This is a genomic window from Pseudomonas sp. 22085, assembly GCF_052045815.1.
Lineage (GTDB): Bacteria > Pseudomonadota > Gammaproteobacteria > Pseudomonadales > Pseudomonadaceae > Aquipseudomonas > Aquipseudomonas glycinae.
In genome coordinates, this window is the sequence record NZ_JBQEQA010000001.1 from 524,039 (window position 1) to 539,113 (window position 15,075).

Here is a 15,075-nt window from a genome sequence, read left to right on the forward strand (position 1 = left end):
CCGTATCCGCTGCCCGACCCCGCGCCCGTCGCCGGGGTCCGGCGCAGCCTTGCCCGCTTCCTGCCCATAACAACCACAACAACGGGACTTCACATGAAAGCCTTGCCCCTGCTCGCCCTCACTTCCTTGAGCCTGCTGCCTTTGAGCAGCCACGCAATTGCCCTGAACGATGATTTCGCGGTGCTGGTCGATCTGACCCTGGCCAGCGATTACCGCACCCGCGGCATCTCCCAGACCCAGAACGACCCAGCCCTTCAGGCCGGTCTGACCCTGGCCCACAGCAGCGGCCTGTACCTCGGCGCATGGAGTTCGAACGTCGATTTCGGTGGCGGCCTGAAAACCCGTCAGGAGGTCGATTACTACGCCGGCTGGCTGTGGCAGGCCACCGAAGCTGTGAGCCTGGATCTGGGCTACATCAAATACGCGTATCCCAAAGAGAGCCAGTTCAACCAAAGCGAGGTGTACTCGATTCTCAGCGCTTACGGCGTGAAACTGGCGGCCTATTACTCCAGTGACGCGCCGGGCATCGACAGCAAACAGAGTTCGCTCTACAGCTACATTGGCTATGAAACCGAATTGCCGTTCGATTCCGGGCTGAAGCTGCGCTACGGCAACATGGACTTCAAGGACCCGCATATGTATTCGGCGTCCGGTCATAGCGAAGAGTCCTACCGGGAGTGGGAAGTCAAACTGACCCACAACCTGGCCGGCGTGGTACTGGGCCTGAGCTACACCGACACCGACCTCTCGCAGAGCCAGTGTCTGAGCAGTTGGGGCTTCAAGGACGTGTGCACGGCGACGGTCGTCGCCAGCGTCAGCAAATCCTTCTGAACCGCTGCAGTTGTCCGTGGGAGCCGGCCTGCTGGCGCCCACGTTTTTTTTGCACTTACCGTGATTTTGTTACCGGATGTTTACGGAATTTTTACCAATGCTCTTCTACAGTTACGCGCGTAACCGTATGGGTTTTCGACTGACGTAGAGGAAAGTATCGAAATGGCTTTGGGCAAAGGACTGCGTTTACCGTCCATCACTCCGACCCGCCTGGTGCTGCTGTTTTCCCTGGCACTGGTGGCGCTGTACAACCTGGCGACCTGGAAAGCACTGGGAACGCTGATCACCTTGCAAGGTGCGCACAAACTTGCGTTTTTCGCGTCTTTCGGGCTGTTTCTCTGGGCAGCGATCACCCTGCTGCTGACCCTGGTGTCGTTTCGCTGGACGCTGAAACCGGCGTTGACCCTGGTGGCCCTGCTCTCGGCCTGCGCGGCGTATTTCATGAACGAGTACGGCATCACCATCGACACGGTGATGATCCAGAACGTGTTCGAAACCAATCCCGGGGAAGCGACCGCGCTGTTCAGCGGCAAACTGCTGGCTTACGTGCTGTTGCTCGGTGTGTTGCCGGCCGTGCTGATCTGGCGCTGGCCGGTGGTTTATCGGCCGTTCTTTCGGGGCTTGCTGAACAAGGTGCTGGTGATTGTGGCCTGCGTGCTGGTGATCGGCGCATCGGTGGGCGCGTTCTATTCGACCTACGCGCCGATCTTTCGCGAGGAAGACAAGCTCACCCACTTCATCAACCCGACCAACTACATCTACGCGATCAGCAAATACACCAAGCAGCGGCTGGGGATCAAAAAGCATTTTGTGGTGCAGGCCATCGGCGAAGACGCGGTGATGAGCGCCAAGGCGGCCTCCCGCGAGAAGAAATCGCTGATGGTGTTCGTGGTCGGCGAAACCGCACGGGCCGACCATTTCTCGCTCAACGGCTATGAGCGTGAGACCAACCCCGAGCTGAGCAAACTCGACATCCTCAATTTCACCCAGGTGCATTCCTGCGGCACTTCGACGGCGGTGTCGGTGCCGTGCATGTTCTCGATGTTCCCCCGCGAGGACTACAGCGACAAGAAAGGCAAAACCTACGAAGGCCTGCTGGACATCCTGCAACGGGCCGGCGTGCAGGTGTTGTGGCTGGACAACAACAGCGACTGCAAGGGCACTTGCCTGCGGGTGCCGAACCGCGACATCGCGAAGAACCAGCCGGGGCCGTTCTGCGACGGCAACAACTGCCTCGACGAAGCGCTGCTGGCCGACCTGCAAGGCTACATCGACAGCCTCAAGGGCAACGCGATCATCGTCCTGCACGCCGACGGCAGCCACGGCCCGGAATACTACGAGCGTTACCCCAAGGACATGGAGCGCTTCAAACCGATCTGCCACACCAATCAGCTGGGCAGTTGCAGCCATGACGAACTGGTCAACGTCTACGACAACACGATTCTCTACACCGACCATTTCCTGGCCAAGGTGATCGAGCTGCTCAAGCGCAATCAGGACCATCTCGATACGTCGATGCTGTACGTGTCCGACCATGGCGAATCGCTTGGCGAGAACGGCCTGTACCTGCACGCCGCGCCCTATGCGCTGGCGCCGGAAGCGCAGACCCATGTGCCGATGGTGATGTGGTTCGGCAACAACACCCTGGCGCAACTGGGCATCGACCGTGGCTGCCTGCAAGGCAAAAGCAGCCAGCCGGATCTGAGCCATGACAACCTGTTCCATTCGGTGCTCGGGTTGTTCGAAGTCAGGACGTCGCTGTATCAGCCGGGGCTGGATATTTTCCATGGCTGTCGGCCGGCGATGACTGCCGCGCAATAATTCAGACATCGAAGATTTCTGTGGGAGCTGCGGTGCGACGGCTCCCACAGGGGAAGCGATATTCTCAAGAACTGAGCTGCTCCAGGTATTGCCACGGATAGATCCCGCGCTGATGGCCGTCGCTGAACACCAGTTGCAGGCCGTAGCCCTGAGCGTTCAATTCGATAACCCGCACACGCGGGTCAACCAACGGTGGCGAGCCCCGCAGACGAAACGCCCGGCATTGCGAGCACGGGCATTGGCGGCGCAGTTCGGCATGGTCGAGAAGCTGCTCGCGGCCATCCGGCCAGTTCAGCCGTAACCGGTGTTCGCTTTGGGAATTACCGACCGACAGCGGATTCATTGCAGCTGACTCAAGGCAATCCGCACGGCTTTGCGCACTTCCGAGTCGCCGTCTTCCTGCGCGGCCTGCAACGCGGCCACGGCCCCGCGATCATTCAGTTCGCCGAGGGCCAGCGCGGCTTCCTTGCGCAGGTTGCTGATGCGATGGCCAAGGGTGTCGATAAGGGCGTCGAGGGCCGGCACGTAACGCAAACGGCCGAGGCTGCGGGTGGCGCGCAGGCGTACTTGCCAGTAGTCGTCGGCCAAGGCTTCGATCAGCGCCGGGCCCGCGTCGGTATGGCCTACCTTGCCAAGGGTGGTCGCGGCTTCTTCGCGCACTTGCCAGGCCTGATCCTGCAAGGCTTGACGCAACGCGGGCAGCACTTCGGCGTCACTCGCCAGACCCAGGGCGCCGGTAGCGGCGCGACGTACTTCGGTGTCCGGGTCATCACTCGCCAGGCGGGCCAGTGCCGGCAATGCGTCGAGTTGCTTGAGCCAGCCAAGTACGCCGACGGCTTCGCGGCGGACACTGGCGTCAGCATCGTTCAGCGCCTGAATCGCCGCCGGCGCAGCGCCGGGGAAACGCAACTCGCGCAAGGCCCGGAACGCGGCAATCCGCACGCCGGTTTCGGCATGGGCGGTCCACGGCAGAATCACCCTGCCCGCCGCTTCGGTCTTGAGCAGGCTCAGGCTCTGCGCCGCAGCGGCCTGCACCGCCGGCGACGGATCCGTCAGTGCCTGGCACAACGCTTCAACCACCGGCTCGTCTTCCCAGGCCTCCAACAGACGCGCCGCTTCGGCACGCACTTCTTCGGCGGGGTCTTCGGCCAGACGTTCGACCAGCCAGAGCAGACCGTCCGGTTCTTCGAGGTCAGCCAGATCGATCAGGGCAATCCGCCGTACACCGGCGTCATCGGCGGTCAGGCGTGGTTGCAGGGCAAGAATGTCGTCGTTATCGGTCACAGCAAAAAATGAGGTCACAGGGCAAATCTCGGCAAAGAGTTTTCGGGAGGCAGGCCGAGCGGGTTGAGGCGCGGCAGCGGTCGGTCGTTGTCGTGGCGCAGCAGGTCGAGGCAGTGGCGTTTGAGGCGCGAGAATTCGTGGCTGGTCACCAGTTCGGTGGTGCGTGGGCGTGGGAAATCCAGGCGCAGGTCTTCGATGATTCGCCCCGGCCGTGCGCTCATCACCAGCAAGCGATCGGCGAGGAACAGCGCTTCGTCGATATCATGGGTGACGAACACCACGGTGGTGCGAATCCGCGTCCAGATGTCCAGCAGCAGTTCCTGCATGTTCAGCCGGGTCAATGCGTCCAGTGCGCCGAAGGGCTCGTCCATCAGCAACAGCCGGGGGCGATTGACCAGCACTCGGGCGATTTCCACCCGTTGCTGCATGCCGCCGGAAAGCTGATCCGGCCAGCGGTCGGCAAAACCTTCGAGGCCGACCAGTTTGAGGATTTCATCGGCGGCGCGATGGCGCTCGGCCTTGCCGATGCCACGCATCTTCAGGCCGAAGGCAACGTTGTCGCGCACCGTGCGCCACGGAAACAACGTGTGATGCTGGAACACCATGCCGCGTTGTGGCGACGGGCCGGACACTTCGGCGCCATCGACTTTCAACTGCCCGCCATGGGGTTGCAGATGCCCGGCCAGCGCACCGAGCAAGGTCGACTTGCCGCAACCGGAGGGGCCGAGAATGCACACGAACTGGCCCGGCTCAATCTGGCAATCCAGGCCCTGCACCGCTTCGAACGCTTGCCGGCCTTCGCCGAGGACGATGGACAACTGGCGGATATCGATCCGCCCTTCCGGGGTTTGCATCACGCTCATCAGGGTTTTCCTCGTGGTCGATGCCAGGGCGTGAACAGCCCGCCCAGGCGTTTGATCAGCAGGCTGCTGCCCATGCCCAACACGCCGATCAGCAACATGCCGACCACGATGTCGGCGTAGTTCTGGATGGTGTAGGACTCCCAGGTGTAGTAACCGATGCCGAACTGACCGGAGATCATTTCGGCGGTCACCAGACAGAACCACGAGGTGCCCATGCCGATCGCGAGCCCGGTGATGATGCTCGGTGCGGCACCCGGCAGGATCACTTCCAGCAGGATCGCCCGACGCCCGGCCCCGAGGCTTTTGGCCGAGGCGATCAGGCGCGGGTCGACGCCCTCGACGCCGTGCACGGTGTTGAGCAGAATCGGGAACAGCGCGCCGGTGAAGGTGATGAAGACCATCGACAGTTCGGAGGATGGGAACATCAGGATGGCCAGTGGAATCCATGCCACGGCGGGGATTGGGCGCAGTACTTCCAGCGGTGGCAGCAGCAGGTCTTCGGCCCATTTCGAACGGCCGATGGCCAGGCCCAGGGCGATGCCGATTACCAGTGCGGCGAGGTAACCGGCAAAGACCCGGCCGAGGCTGGCGCTCAGGTGCTGGATGAGCTTGCCGGAGTCGCCGAGGCCGAGCGCGGCTTCGATCACGGTCAGCGGGGTCGGGACGTTGGCGAAGGTGACGAGGCCGAGGTTCCAGTGGTGGCTGGCGGCGAGTTGCCAGAAGAGCAGGCAGAGCAGCAATGAGGCGGCTCGGGGGATCCAGCGTGAAAACATATATCACCTCTGATCGTTCCCACGCTCCGCGTGGGAATGCATCCCGTGACGCTCCGCGTCACATCCAAAGCGGACGCAGAGCGTCCATGGCGGCATTCCCACGCGGAGCGTGGGAACGATCTACGTTTGAGTTAACGGGTGGCCACGGCTTGGGTGGTGGCATCCGTGAAGTCGAGGACTTTCCCGCCCTGCGCCGAGGCAAATTGCTGCGCCTGCCCCTTGAGCAAAAACGCGCTGAGCCGCCCCTTCGCATCACTGGCAAACCACGCCTGCTCCGCCAGCAACTTGATCCCGCTGTCACTCGCCTGCGCATACACCGCCCGGATGTTCTTGCCTTCCGACTTCAGGCCGGCCAGTGCGGTAAACGCCTCTTCAGCCGAGGCATACCGCCGGACCTTGTCCTCCCCCCGCACCCAGATCTCCGCAACATGACTGAAATCCGAAATTGCTTTCCCGGTCGCCGCATCGACCGACTTCAACGGCGTCTGCGCGTAGTTGGCCAGTTGCGCCGTGTAATCCAGATTCGAAGCCTTGAACGCCGCACGGATGTACTGATCGTCGATAAAGGTATTCAGGTCGAGCCCGCGATCGGCCTTTTTCAGCAACTTCAGCGTATCGATGGCCGTGCCCACGGCCTGGCGATATTCCGGTTTCCAGCTCAGGTCGCGGGTTTGCACGCCGAGCGGGCCGTGGAACAGGTAGTTGACCTCAGCATCGACGCCAGTGACCTTGGCGATCAGTTCGCTGTATTTCTCAGGTTCGGCGGCCAGCAGTTGATTGGCCTCGATGCTGGCGCGCAGGTAAGCGACGACGATTTCCGGGTACTTCTTGGCGTAGGCCTGATCCACCAGCGCCCCGTGGAAGGTCGGCGCATTGGCCTGGGCGCCGTCGTAGATCTTGCGGGCGAAGCCACGGCTCGGGAACAGTTCGGCGAACGGCACGAAGTCGGCGTGGGCGTCGATCTTGCCGGCCTGCAGCGCGGAACCTGCAACCTCCGGCGGCTGGGCGATGATGTTCACGTCCTTGAGCGGATCCCAGCCCTGCTCCGCCACCGCGCGCAGCAACATGCCGTGGGCGGTGGACGCGAACGGCACGGAAATGGTCTTGCCCTTGAGCTCGCTCAGCGACTGCACGCCGGACGCGCTCGGCACCACGATGCCGTTGCCGCTGCCCTTGATGCTGCCCGACAGCACGCTGATGAACAGGCTGTGTTTACCCGCGGCTTCAAACGCCACACCGTTGAACGCACCGGGGAAATCGGCCATGGCGCCGAAGTCGAGTTTGCCGGCGACCATCTCGTTGGTCAGCGGTGCGCCGCTGGTGAAGTTCTTCCACTGCACGTCATATTTGGCGTCTTTGTAGGCGCCGTCGTGAGGCAGGTATTTGTCGAGCAGGCCCAGCTCGCGGATCAACAGGCCGCCGGCGGCGCAGTTGATGGTGGTGTCCTGGGTGCCGATGGCAATCCGGATGGTTTCGGCCGAGGCCGACAGGGTGAACGAAGCCAGTACCAGACCGGCGATTGCTGCACGCAACATGGTTGAATCCCCTCGAATCATTTACAGGATGTTCGTCTCCGCCGCGATCAGGGCGCGGTGGGAAACGAGGGGTGTTGGGTGAATCCAGCGTCCGGGGTTTACGGATGGCTTTTGTGCTGTCTGGGGTGGCCTCATCGCTGGCAAGCCAGCTCCCACAGTTTCTTCGGTGTCTACAATATTTGTGCCCCACTGCAGATCCCTGTGGGAGCTGCGGTGCGACGATTCGACTTGCCAGCGATGGCGTCCATTCAGTCAACGCAGTAAGTAAGGGATGTCCACTTTGACGGCGCCGGTCGGGCAGTCCTTTTCGCACGGCATGCAGTACCAGCATTCATCGAAGGCCATGTAGGCCTTTTGCGTGGCCGGATTGATCGCCAGCAGGTCCATCGGGCAGACGTCGACGCACACGGTGCAGCCCTTTTCGGCGATGCATTTGTCCTCGTCCACGGTGACGGGAGCATTGGAGCGGAAGAAAATTTCCTGGGCTTGGTAGGCCATGGTTCGGACTCTCTCTAGTGATGCCTCAAGCGGCGAAAGCACCGACCCGAAGGCGGTCGTAGGCCTGCATTTCCTCGGCATCGAGCGGGATGATGTAAGGCTCGACGGCTTTCTTGAAACTGGTCATTCGCCCGTCTTCGCCCTTCTTCAGATGGCAGTGGCAGAACCATTCACGGTCGTCCCGTTGCGGGTGATCGACGCGGTAGTGGTACAGGCCCCAGCGACTTTCGGCACGGAACAGCGAAGCGCGGGCGGCCATCTCGGCGCAGTCGCGGATCACGCTGGTTTCCATGGCGCGCATCAGTTCGTGGGCGTTGTTGGCCTTCATCTCGTTGAGATCGCGCTCGATGTCGCTGAAGCGTTGCAGGCCGATTTCCATCTTCTTGGTCACTTTCGGCGGTTGCAGGTAGTCGTTAACGAAGCGCCGCAGCTTGTACTCCACCTGGGCCGGCGGCAGACCGTGTTCGCGATCCAGCGGTGCGTAGACCCGAGCCTTTTCCTTCGCGATCTGCTCGGCGTCCAGCGCAGAGAACTCGCGCCCGGCAACAAACTCTGCCGCGTTGTGACCCGCGAACCAGCCGTAGGTGAACGCGCCAAGCATGTAGTTGTGCGGCACAGCGGCCATGTCACCGGCCGAGTACAAACCTTTCACCGAGGTTTCGGCGCGCTCATTGACCCACACGCCGGACGCCGAGTGGCCGCTGCAAAAACCGATTTCCGAGATGTGCATCTCGACCATCTGCGTGCGGTAATCCGTGCCGCGATTGGCGTGGAACTGGCCACGACTCGGGCGCTCGTTGCTGTGCAGGATTTCCTCGATGTTCTGGATGGTTTCCTCGGCCAGGTGATCGAGCTTGAGGAACACCGGACCGTTGCCGCTCTCCAGTTCCTGGTGGAACTCCCACATCATCTGCCCGCTCCAGTAGTCGCACTCGATGAAGCGTTCGCCCTTGTTGTTGGCGGTGTAGCCACCCAGCGGGCCGGTGACGTAGGCGCAGGCTGGGCCGTTGTAGTCCTTGATCAGCGGGTTGATCTGGAAGCACTCGAGGTTCGCCAGTTCGGCCCCGGCGTGATACGCCATCGCGTAACCGTCGCCGGCGTTGGTCGGGTTTTCGTAAGTGCCCATCAGGTAACCCGATGACGGCAGACCGAGTCGCCCGGCAGCGCCGCAGGCAAGAATCACTGCCTTGGCCTTGATCACATGGAAGTCGGCGGTGCGGCAGTCGAACCCCATCACACCGTTGACGGCGCCCTCCTCGTCAGTCAGCAAACGGGTGCAGACCAGGCGGTTGGTGATGCTCACTCGCGCCCGCTTCAACTGGCGATACAGGACTTTCTTGATGTCGTGCCCTTCCGGCATCGGCAGCACGTAGGCGCCCATGTGGTGGACTTTCTTCACCGCGTAATCGCCGGTTTCGTCCTTCTCGAACTTCACGCCCCAGCGGTCGAGCTGCTCGATGGTTTCAAAGCTGTGGGTGGCGTAGGCATAGACCGCCGCCTGATTGACGATGCCATCGTTGGCGATGGTGATCTCCTTGGTGTACTGCTCGGGCGTCGAGTGGCCGGGGATGATCGCGTTGTTCAGGCCGTCCATGCCCATACTGATCGCGCCGCTGCGCTTGACGTTGGCCTTGTCGACCAACAGCACGCGCAGTTCCTTGTTCTTTTCCTTGGCCTTGATCGCGGCCATCGGGCCGGCAGTGCCGCCGCCGATCACGACGATGTCGTATTCCTGTTCGAGAGTATTGCGGGTCATGTTCAGGCCCCTTTTTGCCGGTCGATCCGCAGGCGGTACTGGAACGCATCGCCACGGTAGTAAAGGTGTTCGAAGTCCAGCGGCTGACCGTTGGCGTCGTGGGTCAGACGCTCGATGCGCATGATCGGCGAGCCAGCCTCGACGTTCAGCGCCTGAGTCAGGTCGCTGTCGGCCAGCACCGCGTCGATGGCCAGATCGGCATGGCCGAGGGCGATGCCGCAGTCGTTCTCGAGGATCAGGAAGATGTCGCGGGTGACCAGATCGGCCTTCTCCAGCCGTTCGCCGACGGCTTTGGGCAGGTAGGTGATTTCCAGCGAAATCGGCTCGCGGTTGATCAGCCGTACGCGTTTGATCTGCGCGACGATTTCGCCTTCGGTAATCTGCAAACGCTCGGCGACCAGTTTGTCGGCGGCAATGAATTTGAAGCTGCGCAGGCGGTTGATCACCTCGTAGCCACGGCCGGTCATGGACTCGGCGAGGCCTTGCAGGGTGCTGACGTTCTGGAAGGTCTTGGGTTTGGCGACGAAGGTGCCTTTGCCGTGGATCTTGAAGATCAGCCCTTCTTTCTGCAGATCGCCCAGGGCCTGGCGCACGGTGATGCGGCTGACCTTGAACAGCGTGCCAAGCTCGCTTTCGGACGGCATCTGGCTGTCTTGCGGGTATTCGCCGTCGAGAATTCGGGCGCGCAGCACGTCGCGCAGTTGGGTGTGCAGAGGAACACTGCCAAGGGAGAGAACGTTATCGGTCATCACGGGATCACTTGTTATAACGAGTTATGACGTGATCTTAGAGACGTTATGACAAGCTTGAGAAATATTGTTTGGGCATAACCTTAGATGCGCCTTCAGTGGCGCTTGAGGATCTGATCCATGACCCAATCGGTCTTCAGGGCTTCGGCGGCGATTGCCGGGTGCCGGGACTCACCGCGAATCTGCGCGTTCATACCGAGTACGTGATGCCACTGGATGTGTTCGTGATGGAGGATTTCCAGGCTGATGTCCTCGTCGGCATGCAGCTCGACCGGATGCTCGTCGAACACCGAAAAGCCGATTCGCCCTTGGCTGCCGATGATCTCGACCCGATCCTCGCGCCGGTCCGCGACAAAGCTCCAGCAACCCATGCCCAGCGCGCCCGAGGCGAATCGCCAACTGGCGCTGACCGCATCCTCCGCCGCGTACAACCCGGCCTGACGCGCGGTGAAACCGGCGACTTCGACGATGTCGCCGAGCAGGTACTGGAACAGGTCAAAACCATGGCTGGCCAGATCCGCAAAATACCCGCCCCCGGCGACCGCCGGATCGGTGCGCCAGTTTGCACTGCCGTCCAGATCCTTGGGCGATGGTGCCTTGGTCAGCGTCCAGCTCAGGTGCCGCACCTGACCGATGCGGCCCTGCTCCAGCCATTGCCGAACCTGCTGGAAACGCGGCAACGAACGGCGGTAATAGGAGACGAACAGGTGCAAACCGGCATCGGCGAACGCCTGCTGCATTTCGCGACTTTGCCCGGCATTGAGCGCCATGGGTTTTTCCACGCAGCAATGCTTGCCGGCGGCGGCGACCTTCAGGCTGTAGGCGTGGTGACTGTCGGGTGGTGTGGCGATGTAAACCGCGTCCACCTCGGGGTCGTTGATCAAGGCATCGACGTCGGTGTACGTCCGAGCGATGCCGTGGCGCGCGGCGTAATCGGTCACCGCTTCGAGACGTCGCCCCATCACCGCCACCAACGCCGAGCCGGGCGCCTTGTAGAAGGCCGGCCCACTCTTGCGTTCAGCGACGCTGCCGCAACCGATCATGCCCCAACGCACCACGTTCATACTTGTGCCTCAGCCGATGCGCAGTGCGCGCAGGTCGAGGTGGCCGTTTTGCAGCGGCGGACACCAGTAGTAGCCGCCGGTGATCGGCCGGCTGATGCGGTACAGACCGTCGGTGATGCCGTCTTCCAGACCGCTCATGCGGCGCAGTTGCGCTTCGAAGGCGTCGAGGGAGAAACCGAACGCCAGGAACATCAGGCCGGCGCGGTCGCCTTCGATCCACGGCATCGAACGGCGCACGACGAAGGCTTCCGGGGCGAAGCTTTCCTGAGCGGTACGTTTGACGTGGGCGGACACCGGAGCGTCGTCGATCTCTTCGTTGTCGCTCAGGCGACGGCCCATGATGTTGTCCTTGTCCTCGGCGGACAACGCATGGAAACCCTTGAGGTCGTGCTGCCATTGCTGGATCGCGGCGAAGCTGCCACCGACCAGACCGTCCGCGCCGTCACTTTGCAGTGCGGCGGCGATGGCGGCTTCGTCATGCGGGTTTTCGGTGCCGTCTTCATAACCGGTGAGGTCATGGCCGTCCTTGTGGCGAAAGGCTTCCTGCATCTGCACCAGACGCAGCGCCGGGGCCAGCGCGGCCTCAAGCGCGGTGCTGCGGTTGAGCAGATCGCCACGGTCGACGCCGTGCAGCCAGACCCACAGCGCGTGCTGGGTCGACGGGTTTTCCACGCCGACACCGGTCAGCGCCGGGAAACTGCGCAGGCCGTCGATGCTCACCTTCAGGGCCTTGGCCAGGGACTCACCGAAACCGACCACCGCCGACTTGCCATCCACCAGGTTCAGCAGGTTGTCGATCGCCTGCGGCAGCGCTTCAACCGACTCGAGGGCGAAAAACAGGTGACGTGCTTGTGGCGGAACGGGGGTGGCGAGAATGCCCGGCTGGTAGTAACTCATGTCGACTCCTTGGAAAGAGCGCGGAGTTTAACTGTAGGCGGAGGGTTTGTGTGGGATCAGATGACGCACTCGCTGCGCCACGCACTCGGGCTTTTCCCCGTCCAGCGCTTGAACGCCCGGCGAAAACTGCGCACATCGCTATAGCCGACTTCCTCGGTAATCCGCTCGATCGGCATCTCAGGATTGGCCAGCAAACTCATGGTGCGCGCCTGACGCACTTGCTCCAGCAATGCTTCAAACGTCAGTGAGTGTTCAGTCAGCCGCCGGCGCAAGGTGCGGCTGCTCATGTTCAAGTCGCCGGCAATCTTTTCAATATGGCTGCCCCGGCTCAAGTCACGGGCAATCGCCCGCTCCACCGCCTGGATCAGATCGAGTTTCTGGTGAACCTGCGCCGCTTCCAGCTCCAGCAACTTGACCGCCTGACGCAGCGCCAGCGAATGATGGTTGGGCAGGTTCACATCCAGCCATTGCACGTCGATCAACATGCGGTTGTGCAGGCACCCGAAGCGCACCTCCGGCCCCAGCAACCGCCGGTACTCATCCAGGTAATCCGGCGCGGCGTGCATGAACTCCACGGCAATCGGCTTGAACGTCTCGCCCACCAGCGCCCGGCCATAGACCAGCAGGCTGGCGAAAAACTCTTCAACCGCAAACACCTGCACCTCGGCAAACGGCAGCCGGCACTCAACATCGACATAGACCTGATCGCCCACCACATCGACGCTGGAAACCACGATCCCGCCGGAAGTGTGCTGATGCCGAACCCCGATCTCGAACGCGTCGCGCAAGGTCTTGCACAGCGACAGCACATGCCCGAGCAGACCCAGCGTACCGAGCACGTTCTGCGCGCCGACCCACAGCCCCAGCCCCTGATTGGGCAAAGCCTTGAGCGCACGCTGGATCATCGCCACGGCCTGGCGATAGGAAATCCGCTGCGCCGGATCCTGCAGGTCGTCGAAATCAAAACCCAGGCCACGGCACAGACTCTGCGGCTCGATGCCCTTGTTGGCGGCGACTTCGGCCAGGGTTTGCAGGAGAAATGGCGACACCAGCGCCAGTTCGAAGGTGGGGTCTTGGACTTTTACGTTCATGGAGGCTGACATCCCGGATCACGCTGAATTGTTATTTTTGTAACCGGTTATGTCGAAGGAAGTTAGCACAGGGTTGAAGGACTGTCCGCAGAAGCCCCCTTCCGTGTCCGCCAATACCCTGCCCTGTTGTGCGCCAAGGGCTTATTTCTATCGTGGCCGGGCACCCTGCGTGCCGGCGTTGCGCCCAAAACACAATAATAATGAGGACGGACATGACCCCGAATCGCGCGACATTCCCTGTGCGACTGGCTCTGAGCCTGCTCGGCTGCGCCGCGACCCTGCCGGTGCTGGCCACCGAAGCCGGCGTCGACAACATCGGCCCCGGCACCGACGGCTTTTTCATGCTGCCGCTGGAGGTCGACAGCCTTCCGGAGAACATGGTCGCCTTCAACCTCTATTACAACCATTACAAGTCACGAAAGCTCAACATCAGTTCGCTCGGCGGCAAGGTGCCGAATGTCGAGATCGAATCCACTGCCGTCATCCCGCGCCTCGACTACCTGAGCCCGGTGCGGATTTTCGGCGGACGTCTGGCCGGTTACATCGCCCAGCCGTGGCTCAAGCAGGAAGTCTCGGCGTTCGGCCTGAGCGACACCCGTGAAGGCATGGGTGATACCACCATCGCGCCGATCATCCTGTGGGACATGGGCAAGGATCTGACCCTCGGCGCCGCCGTGGAAATCACCGTGCCCACCGGCGAATACAGCGTCGATCGGCTGGCCAACACCAGTAACAACTTCTACACCTACAAACCGCTGTTCTCCTTCACCTGGCTGCCGACCGAGCGCACCGAGGTGTCGATGAAAACCACCTACAGCTTCAACGAGAAGAACAAGGACACCGACTACAAGTCCGGGCAGATCTTCCACTTCGATTACTCGGCCAGCTACAAGATCACCGACGACCTGATGCTCGGCATCAACGGTTACTACCTCAAGCAGACCACCGACGACAAACAGTTCGGCCACACCGTGCAATTCGCCGGCGAAGACGTGAACGACGGCGTGCGCGGCAAAGTCTTCGCCATCGGCCCGGCGCTGCACTTCACCTTCCTCAAGTACGCCAGCGCCGAGATCCGCTGGGCCAAGGAATTCGACGTGGAGAACCGGCCAGAGGGCGAAATGTTGTGGGCGAAGGTGAGTATTCCGTATGCGTTCTGAGTGCATTTGTAGGAAGGCGCGCGCGGATTTGTAGGCTGGAAACCTGAAAAACAGAGGGTGGGAATAGGCCTACAGCGGCGGTCGAGATTGCCGGACAACGGTGGGAAACGTCCGGCAGATTTCAAAGGGGGGACTTGCAGATACTGGGCGCCGCTACCCCATGGTTCCTACAGGGCTCATGGGGTGCATCGTCTGCCAGTGACGACAATGGGCCCTTTCCCCCTTAGACTGCTGAAATTGATCACGGAGATCACTATGAGCATATTGCATTCCCCGTTTTACTCTGACTTCGAATCCGAAGAAGAGGCAGAGAGCTACGATCGCTGGTTTCGTGCCAAGGTGCAGGCTGTACTGGATGATCCTCGCCCGGGCATTCCCCATGAGGAAGCCATGGTGCGGCTCGACCAACTATTAGAAGAGAGACGCAAGAATCGACGCGCTGCCGCTTGAATGGAGCGATCAAGCTCTGGACGATCTGGCTGACATTATCGATTACGTTGAACAATACAACTCCAACGCTTCAGCGGCTCTGCAGCACAAGGTTGGTGCAGCAACGCAAAGGCTTTCATCAATCCCTTATGGTTACCGATCCGGTCGAGCGCCAGGCACTCGGGAAATGGTGGTCAATCCGAACTATCTGCTGGTCTATCGAGTGAACGGGCGCATCAAAATACTGACGTTAGTCCACACCCGACGACAATACCCACGAACCTCATCTACATAAAAAAAGGGCGGCCAAACGGCCGCCCGAAG

16 protein-coding genes are annotated in these 15,075 nt (G+C 61.5%); 5 read left to right on the top strand and 11 right to left on the bottom strand.

All coding sequences use genetic code 11. The features are described from left to right. The first annotated feature begins 93 nt into the window (after positions 1-93). Both ACTJK7_RS02215 and ACTJK7_RS02220 read left to right on the top strand, forming a co-directional pair. Positions 94-831 carry a TorF family putative porin gene (locus ACTJK7_RS02215; RefSeq protein WP_440780114.1) on the top strand — a complete coding sequence of 246 codons (738 nt, stop codon included), beginning with the start codon at positions 94-96 and terminating at the stop codon, positions 829-831. Between the two features lie 162 nt (positions 832-993). After that, positions 994-2,652, top strand: coding sequence for a phosphoethanolamine transferase (locus tag ACTJK7_RS02220; RefSeq protein ID WP_440780113.1), 1,659 nt, complete (start codon positions 994-996; stop codon positions 2,650-2,652). Between the two features lie 64 nt (positions 2,653-2,716). Here the strand turns inward: ACTJK7_RS02220 and ACTJK7_RS02225 are convergent, their stop codons facing one another. From ACTJK7_RS02225 to ACTJK7_RS02275, 11 genes are all read right to left on the bottom strand, one after another. Further along, the gene (locus ACTJK7_RS02225) at positions 2,717-2,995 is read right to left on the bottom strand and encodes a DUF971 domain-containing protein (protein ID WP_323151924.1); all 279 of its coding nucleotides are present in this window, start codon (positions 2,993-2,995) and stop codon (positions 2,717-2,719) included. Continuing rightward, the gene (locus ACTJK7_RS02230; RefSeq protein WP_108562287.1) at positions 2,992-3,954 is read right to left on the bottom strand and encodes a HEAT repeat domain-containing protein; all 963 of its coding nucleotides are present in this window, start codon (positions 3,952-3,954) and stop codon (positions 2,992-2,994) included. The genes ACTJK7_RS02225 and ACTJK7_RS02230 overlap by 4 nt, the downstream gene beginning before the upstream one ends. Further along, a complete protein-coding gene (locus tag ACTJK7_RS02235; protein ID WP_108562289.1) occupies positions 3,951-4,799 on the bottom strand; it encodes an ABC transporter ATP-binding protein in 849 nt (282 codons plus the stop codon). The genes ACTJK7_RS02230 and ACTJK7_RS02235 overlap by 4 nt, the downstream gene beginning before the upstream one ends. After that, positions 4,799-5,572, bottom strand: coding sequence for an ABC transporter permease (locus ACTJK7_RS02240; protein WP_440780112.1), 774 nt, complete (start codon positions 5,570-5,572; stop codon positions 4,799-4,801). The genes ACTJK7_RS02235 and ACTJK7_RS02240 overlap by 1 nt, the downstream gene beginning before the upstream one ends. Before the next feature lie 131 nt (positions 5,573-5,703). Continuing rightward, positions 5,704-7,107 (bottom strand): ABC transporter substrate-binding protein, encoded by a 1,404-nt coding sequence (locus ACTJK7_RS02245; protein ID WP_108562295.1) that lies wholly within the window; start codon positions 7,105-7,107, stop codon positions 5,704-5,706. A 252-nt stretch (positions 7,108-7,359) separates the two neighbouring features. After that, a complete protein-coding gene (locus ACTJK7_RS02250) occupies positions 7,360-7,605 on the bottom strand; it encodes a 4Fe-4S dicluster domain-containing protein (RefSeq protein ID WP_003225615.1) in 246 nt (81 codons plus the stop codon). Between the two features lie 25 nt (positions 7,606-7,630). Continuing rightward, the gene (locus ACTJK7_RS02255; protein ID WP_108562297.1) at positions 7,631-9,361 is read right to left on the bottom strand and encodes a fumarate reductase/succinate dehydrogenase flavoprotein subunit; all 1,731 of its coding nucleotides are present in this window, start codon (positions 9,359-9,361) and stop codon (positions 7,631-7,633) included. A gap of 2 nt (positions 9,362-9,363) precedes the next feature. Further along, positions 9,364-10,110: a GntR family transcriptional regulator gene (locus ACTJK7_RS02260; RefSeq protein WP_108562299.1), complete on the bottom strand. Its 747-nt coding sequence runs from the start codon at positions 10,108-10,110 to the stop codon at positions 9,364-9,366. A 95-nt stretch (positions 10,111-10,205) separates the two neighbouring features. Continuing rightward, positions 10,206-11,174: a Gfo/Idh/MocA family protein gene (locus ACTJK7_RS02265; protein ID WP_440780109.1), complete on the bottom strand. Its 969-nt coding sequence runs from the start codon at positions 11,172-11,174 to the stop codon at positions 10,206-10,208. Between the two features lie 9 nt (positions 11,175-11,183). Then, positions 11,184-12,071, bottom strand: coding sequence for a Dyp-type peroxidase (locus ACTJK7_RS02270; RefSeq protein ID WP_440780108.1), 888 nt, complete (start codon positions 12,069-12,071; stop codon positions 11,184-11,186). Between the two features lie 56 nt (positions 12,072-12,127). Continuing rightward, complete coding sequence (locus ACTJK7_RS02275) at positions 12,128-13,162, bottom strand: AraC family transcriptional regulator (protein ID WP_108562305.1); 1,035 nt, start codon at positions 13,160-13,162, stop codon at positions 12,128-12,130. A 212-nt stretch (positions 13,163-13,374) separates the two neighbouring features. On the opposite strand from ACTJK7_RS02275, the gene ACTJK7_RS02280 reads away from it, so the two are divergent. The 3 genes from ACTJK7_RS02280 (at position 13,375) to ACTJK7_RS02290 (ending at position 15,046) form a co-directional block, all read left to right on the top strand. Then, a complete protein-coding gene (locus ACTJK7_RS02280) occupies positions 13,375-14,322 on the top strand; it encodes a SphA family protein (protein WP_108562307.1) in 948 nt (315 codons plus the stop codon). A 255-nt stretch (positions 14,323-14,577) separates the two neighbouring features. Beyond that, positions 14,578-14,772 carry a type II toxin-antitoxin system RelB family antitoxin gene (gene relB / locus ACTJK7_RS02285; protein WP_011334551.1) on the top strand — a complete coding sequence of 65 codons (195 nt, stop codon included), beginning with the start codon at positions 14,578-14,580 and terminating at the stop codon, positions 14,770-14,772. Positions 14,773-14,809: 37 nt separating this feature from the next. Then, positions 14,810-15,046, top strand: a complete 237-nt coding sequence (locus ACTJK7_RS02290; protein WP_234420633.1) for a type II toxin-antitoxin system RelE/ParE family toxin — start codon at positions 14,810-14,812, stop codon at positions 15,044-15,046. Positions 15,047-15,075: the final 29 nt, after the last annotated feature.

What these genes read in the sequence shown, in the direction of transcription:
- ACTJK7_RS02215 (WP_440780114.1), top strand. Translation starts at nt 94, where the DNA reads ATGAAAGCCTTGCCCCTGCTCGCCCTCACTTCCTTGAGCCTGCTGCCT.
- ACTJK7_RS02220 (WP_440780113.1), top strand. Translation starts at nt 994, where the DNA reads ATGGCTTTGGGCAAAGGACTGCGTTTACCGTCCATCACTCCGACCCGC.
- ACTJK7_RS02225 (WP_323151924.1), bottom strand. Translation starts at nt 2,995, where the DNA reads ATGAATCCGCTGTCGGTCGGTAATTCCCAAAGCGAACACCGGTTACGG.
- ACTJK7_RS02235 (WP_108562289.1), bottom strand. Translation starts at nt 4,799, where the DNA reads ATGAGCGTGATGCAAACCCCGGAAGGGCGGATCGATATCCGCCAGTTG.
- ACTJK7_RS02240 (WP_440780112.1), bottom strand. Translation starts at nt 5,572, where the DNA reads ATGTTTTCACGCTGGATCCCCCGAGCCGCCTCATTGCTGCTCTGCCTG.
- ACTJK7_RS02245 (WP_108562295.1), bottom strand. Translation starts at nt 7,107, where the DNA reads ATGTTGCGTGCAGCAATCGCCGGTCTGGTACTGGCTTCGTTCACCCTG.
- ACTJK7_RS02250 (WP_003225615.1), bottom strand. Translation starts at nt 7,605, where the DNA reads ATGGCCTACCAAGCCCAGGAAATTTTCTTCCGCTCCAATGCTCCCGTC.
- ACTJK7_RS02255 (WP_108562297.1), bottom strand. Translation starts at nt 9,361, where the DNA reads ATGACCCGCAATACTCTCGAACAGGAATACGACATCGTCGTGATCGGC.
- ACTJK7_RS02260 (WP_108562299.1), bottom strand. Translation starts at nt 10,110, where the DNA reads ATGACCGATAACGTTCTCTCCCTTGGCAGTGTTCCTCTGCACACCCAA.
- ACTJK7_RS02265 (WP_440780109.1), bottom strand. Translation starts at nt 11,174, where the DNA reads ATGAACGTGGTGCGTTGGGGCATGATCGGTTGCGGCAGCGTCGCTGAA.
- ACTJK7_RS02270 (WP_440780108.1), bottom strand. Translation starts at nt 12,071, where the DNA reads ATGAGTTACTACCAGCCGGGCATTCTCGCCACCCCCGTTCCGCCACAA.
- ACTJK7_RS02275 (WP_108562305.1), bottom strand. Translation starts at nt 13,162, where the DNA reads ATGAACGTAAAAGTCCAAGACCCCACCTTCGAACTGGCGCTGGTGTCG.
- ACTJK7_RS02280 (WP_108562307.1), top strand. Translation starts at nt 13,375, where the DNA reads ATGACCCCGAATCGCGCGACATTCCCTGTGCGACTGGCTCTGAGCCTG.
- relB (WP_011334551.1), top strand. Translation starts at nt 14,578, where the DNA reads ATGAGCATATTGCATTCCCCGTTTTACTCTGACTTCGAATCCGAAGAA.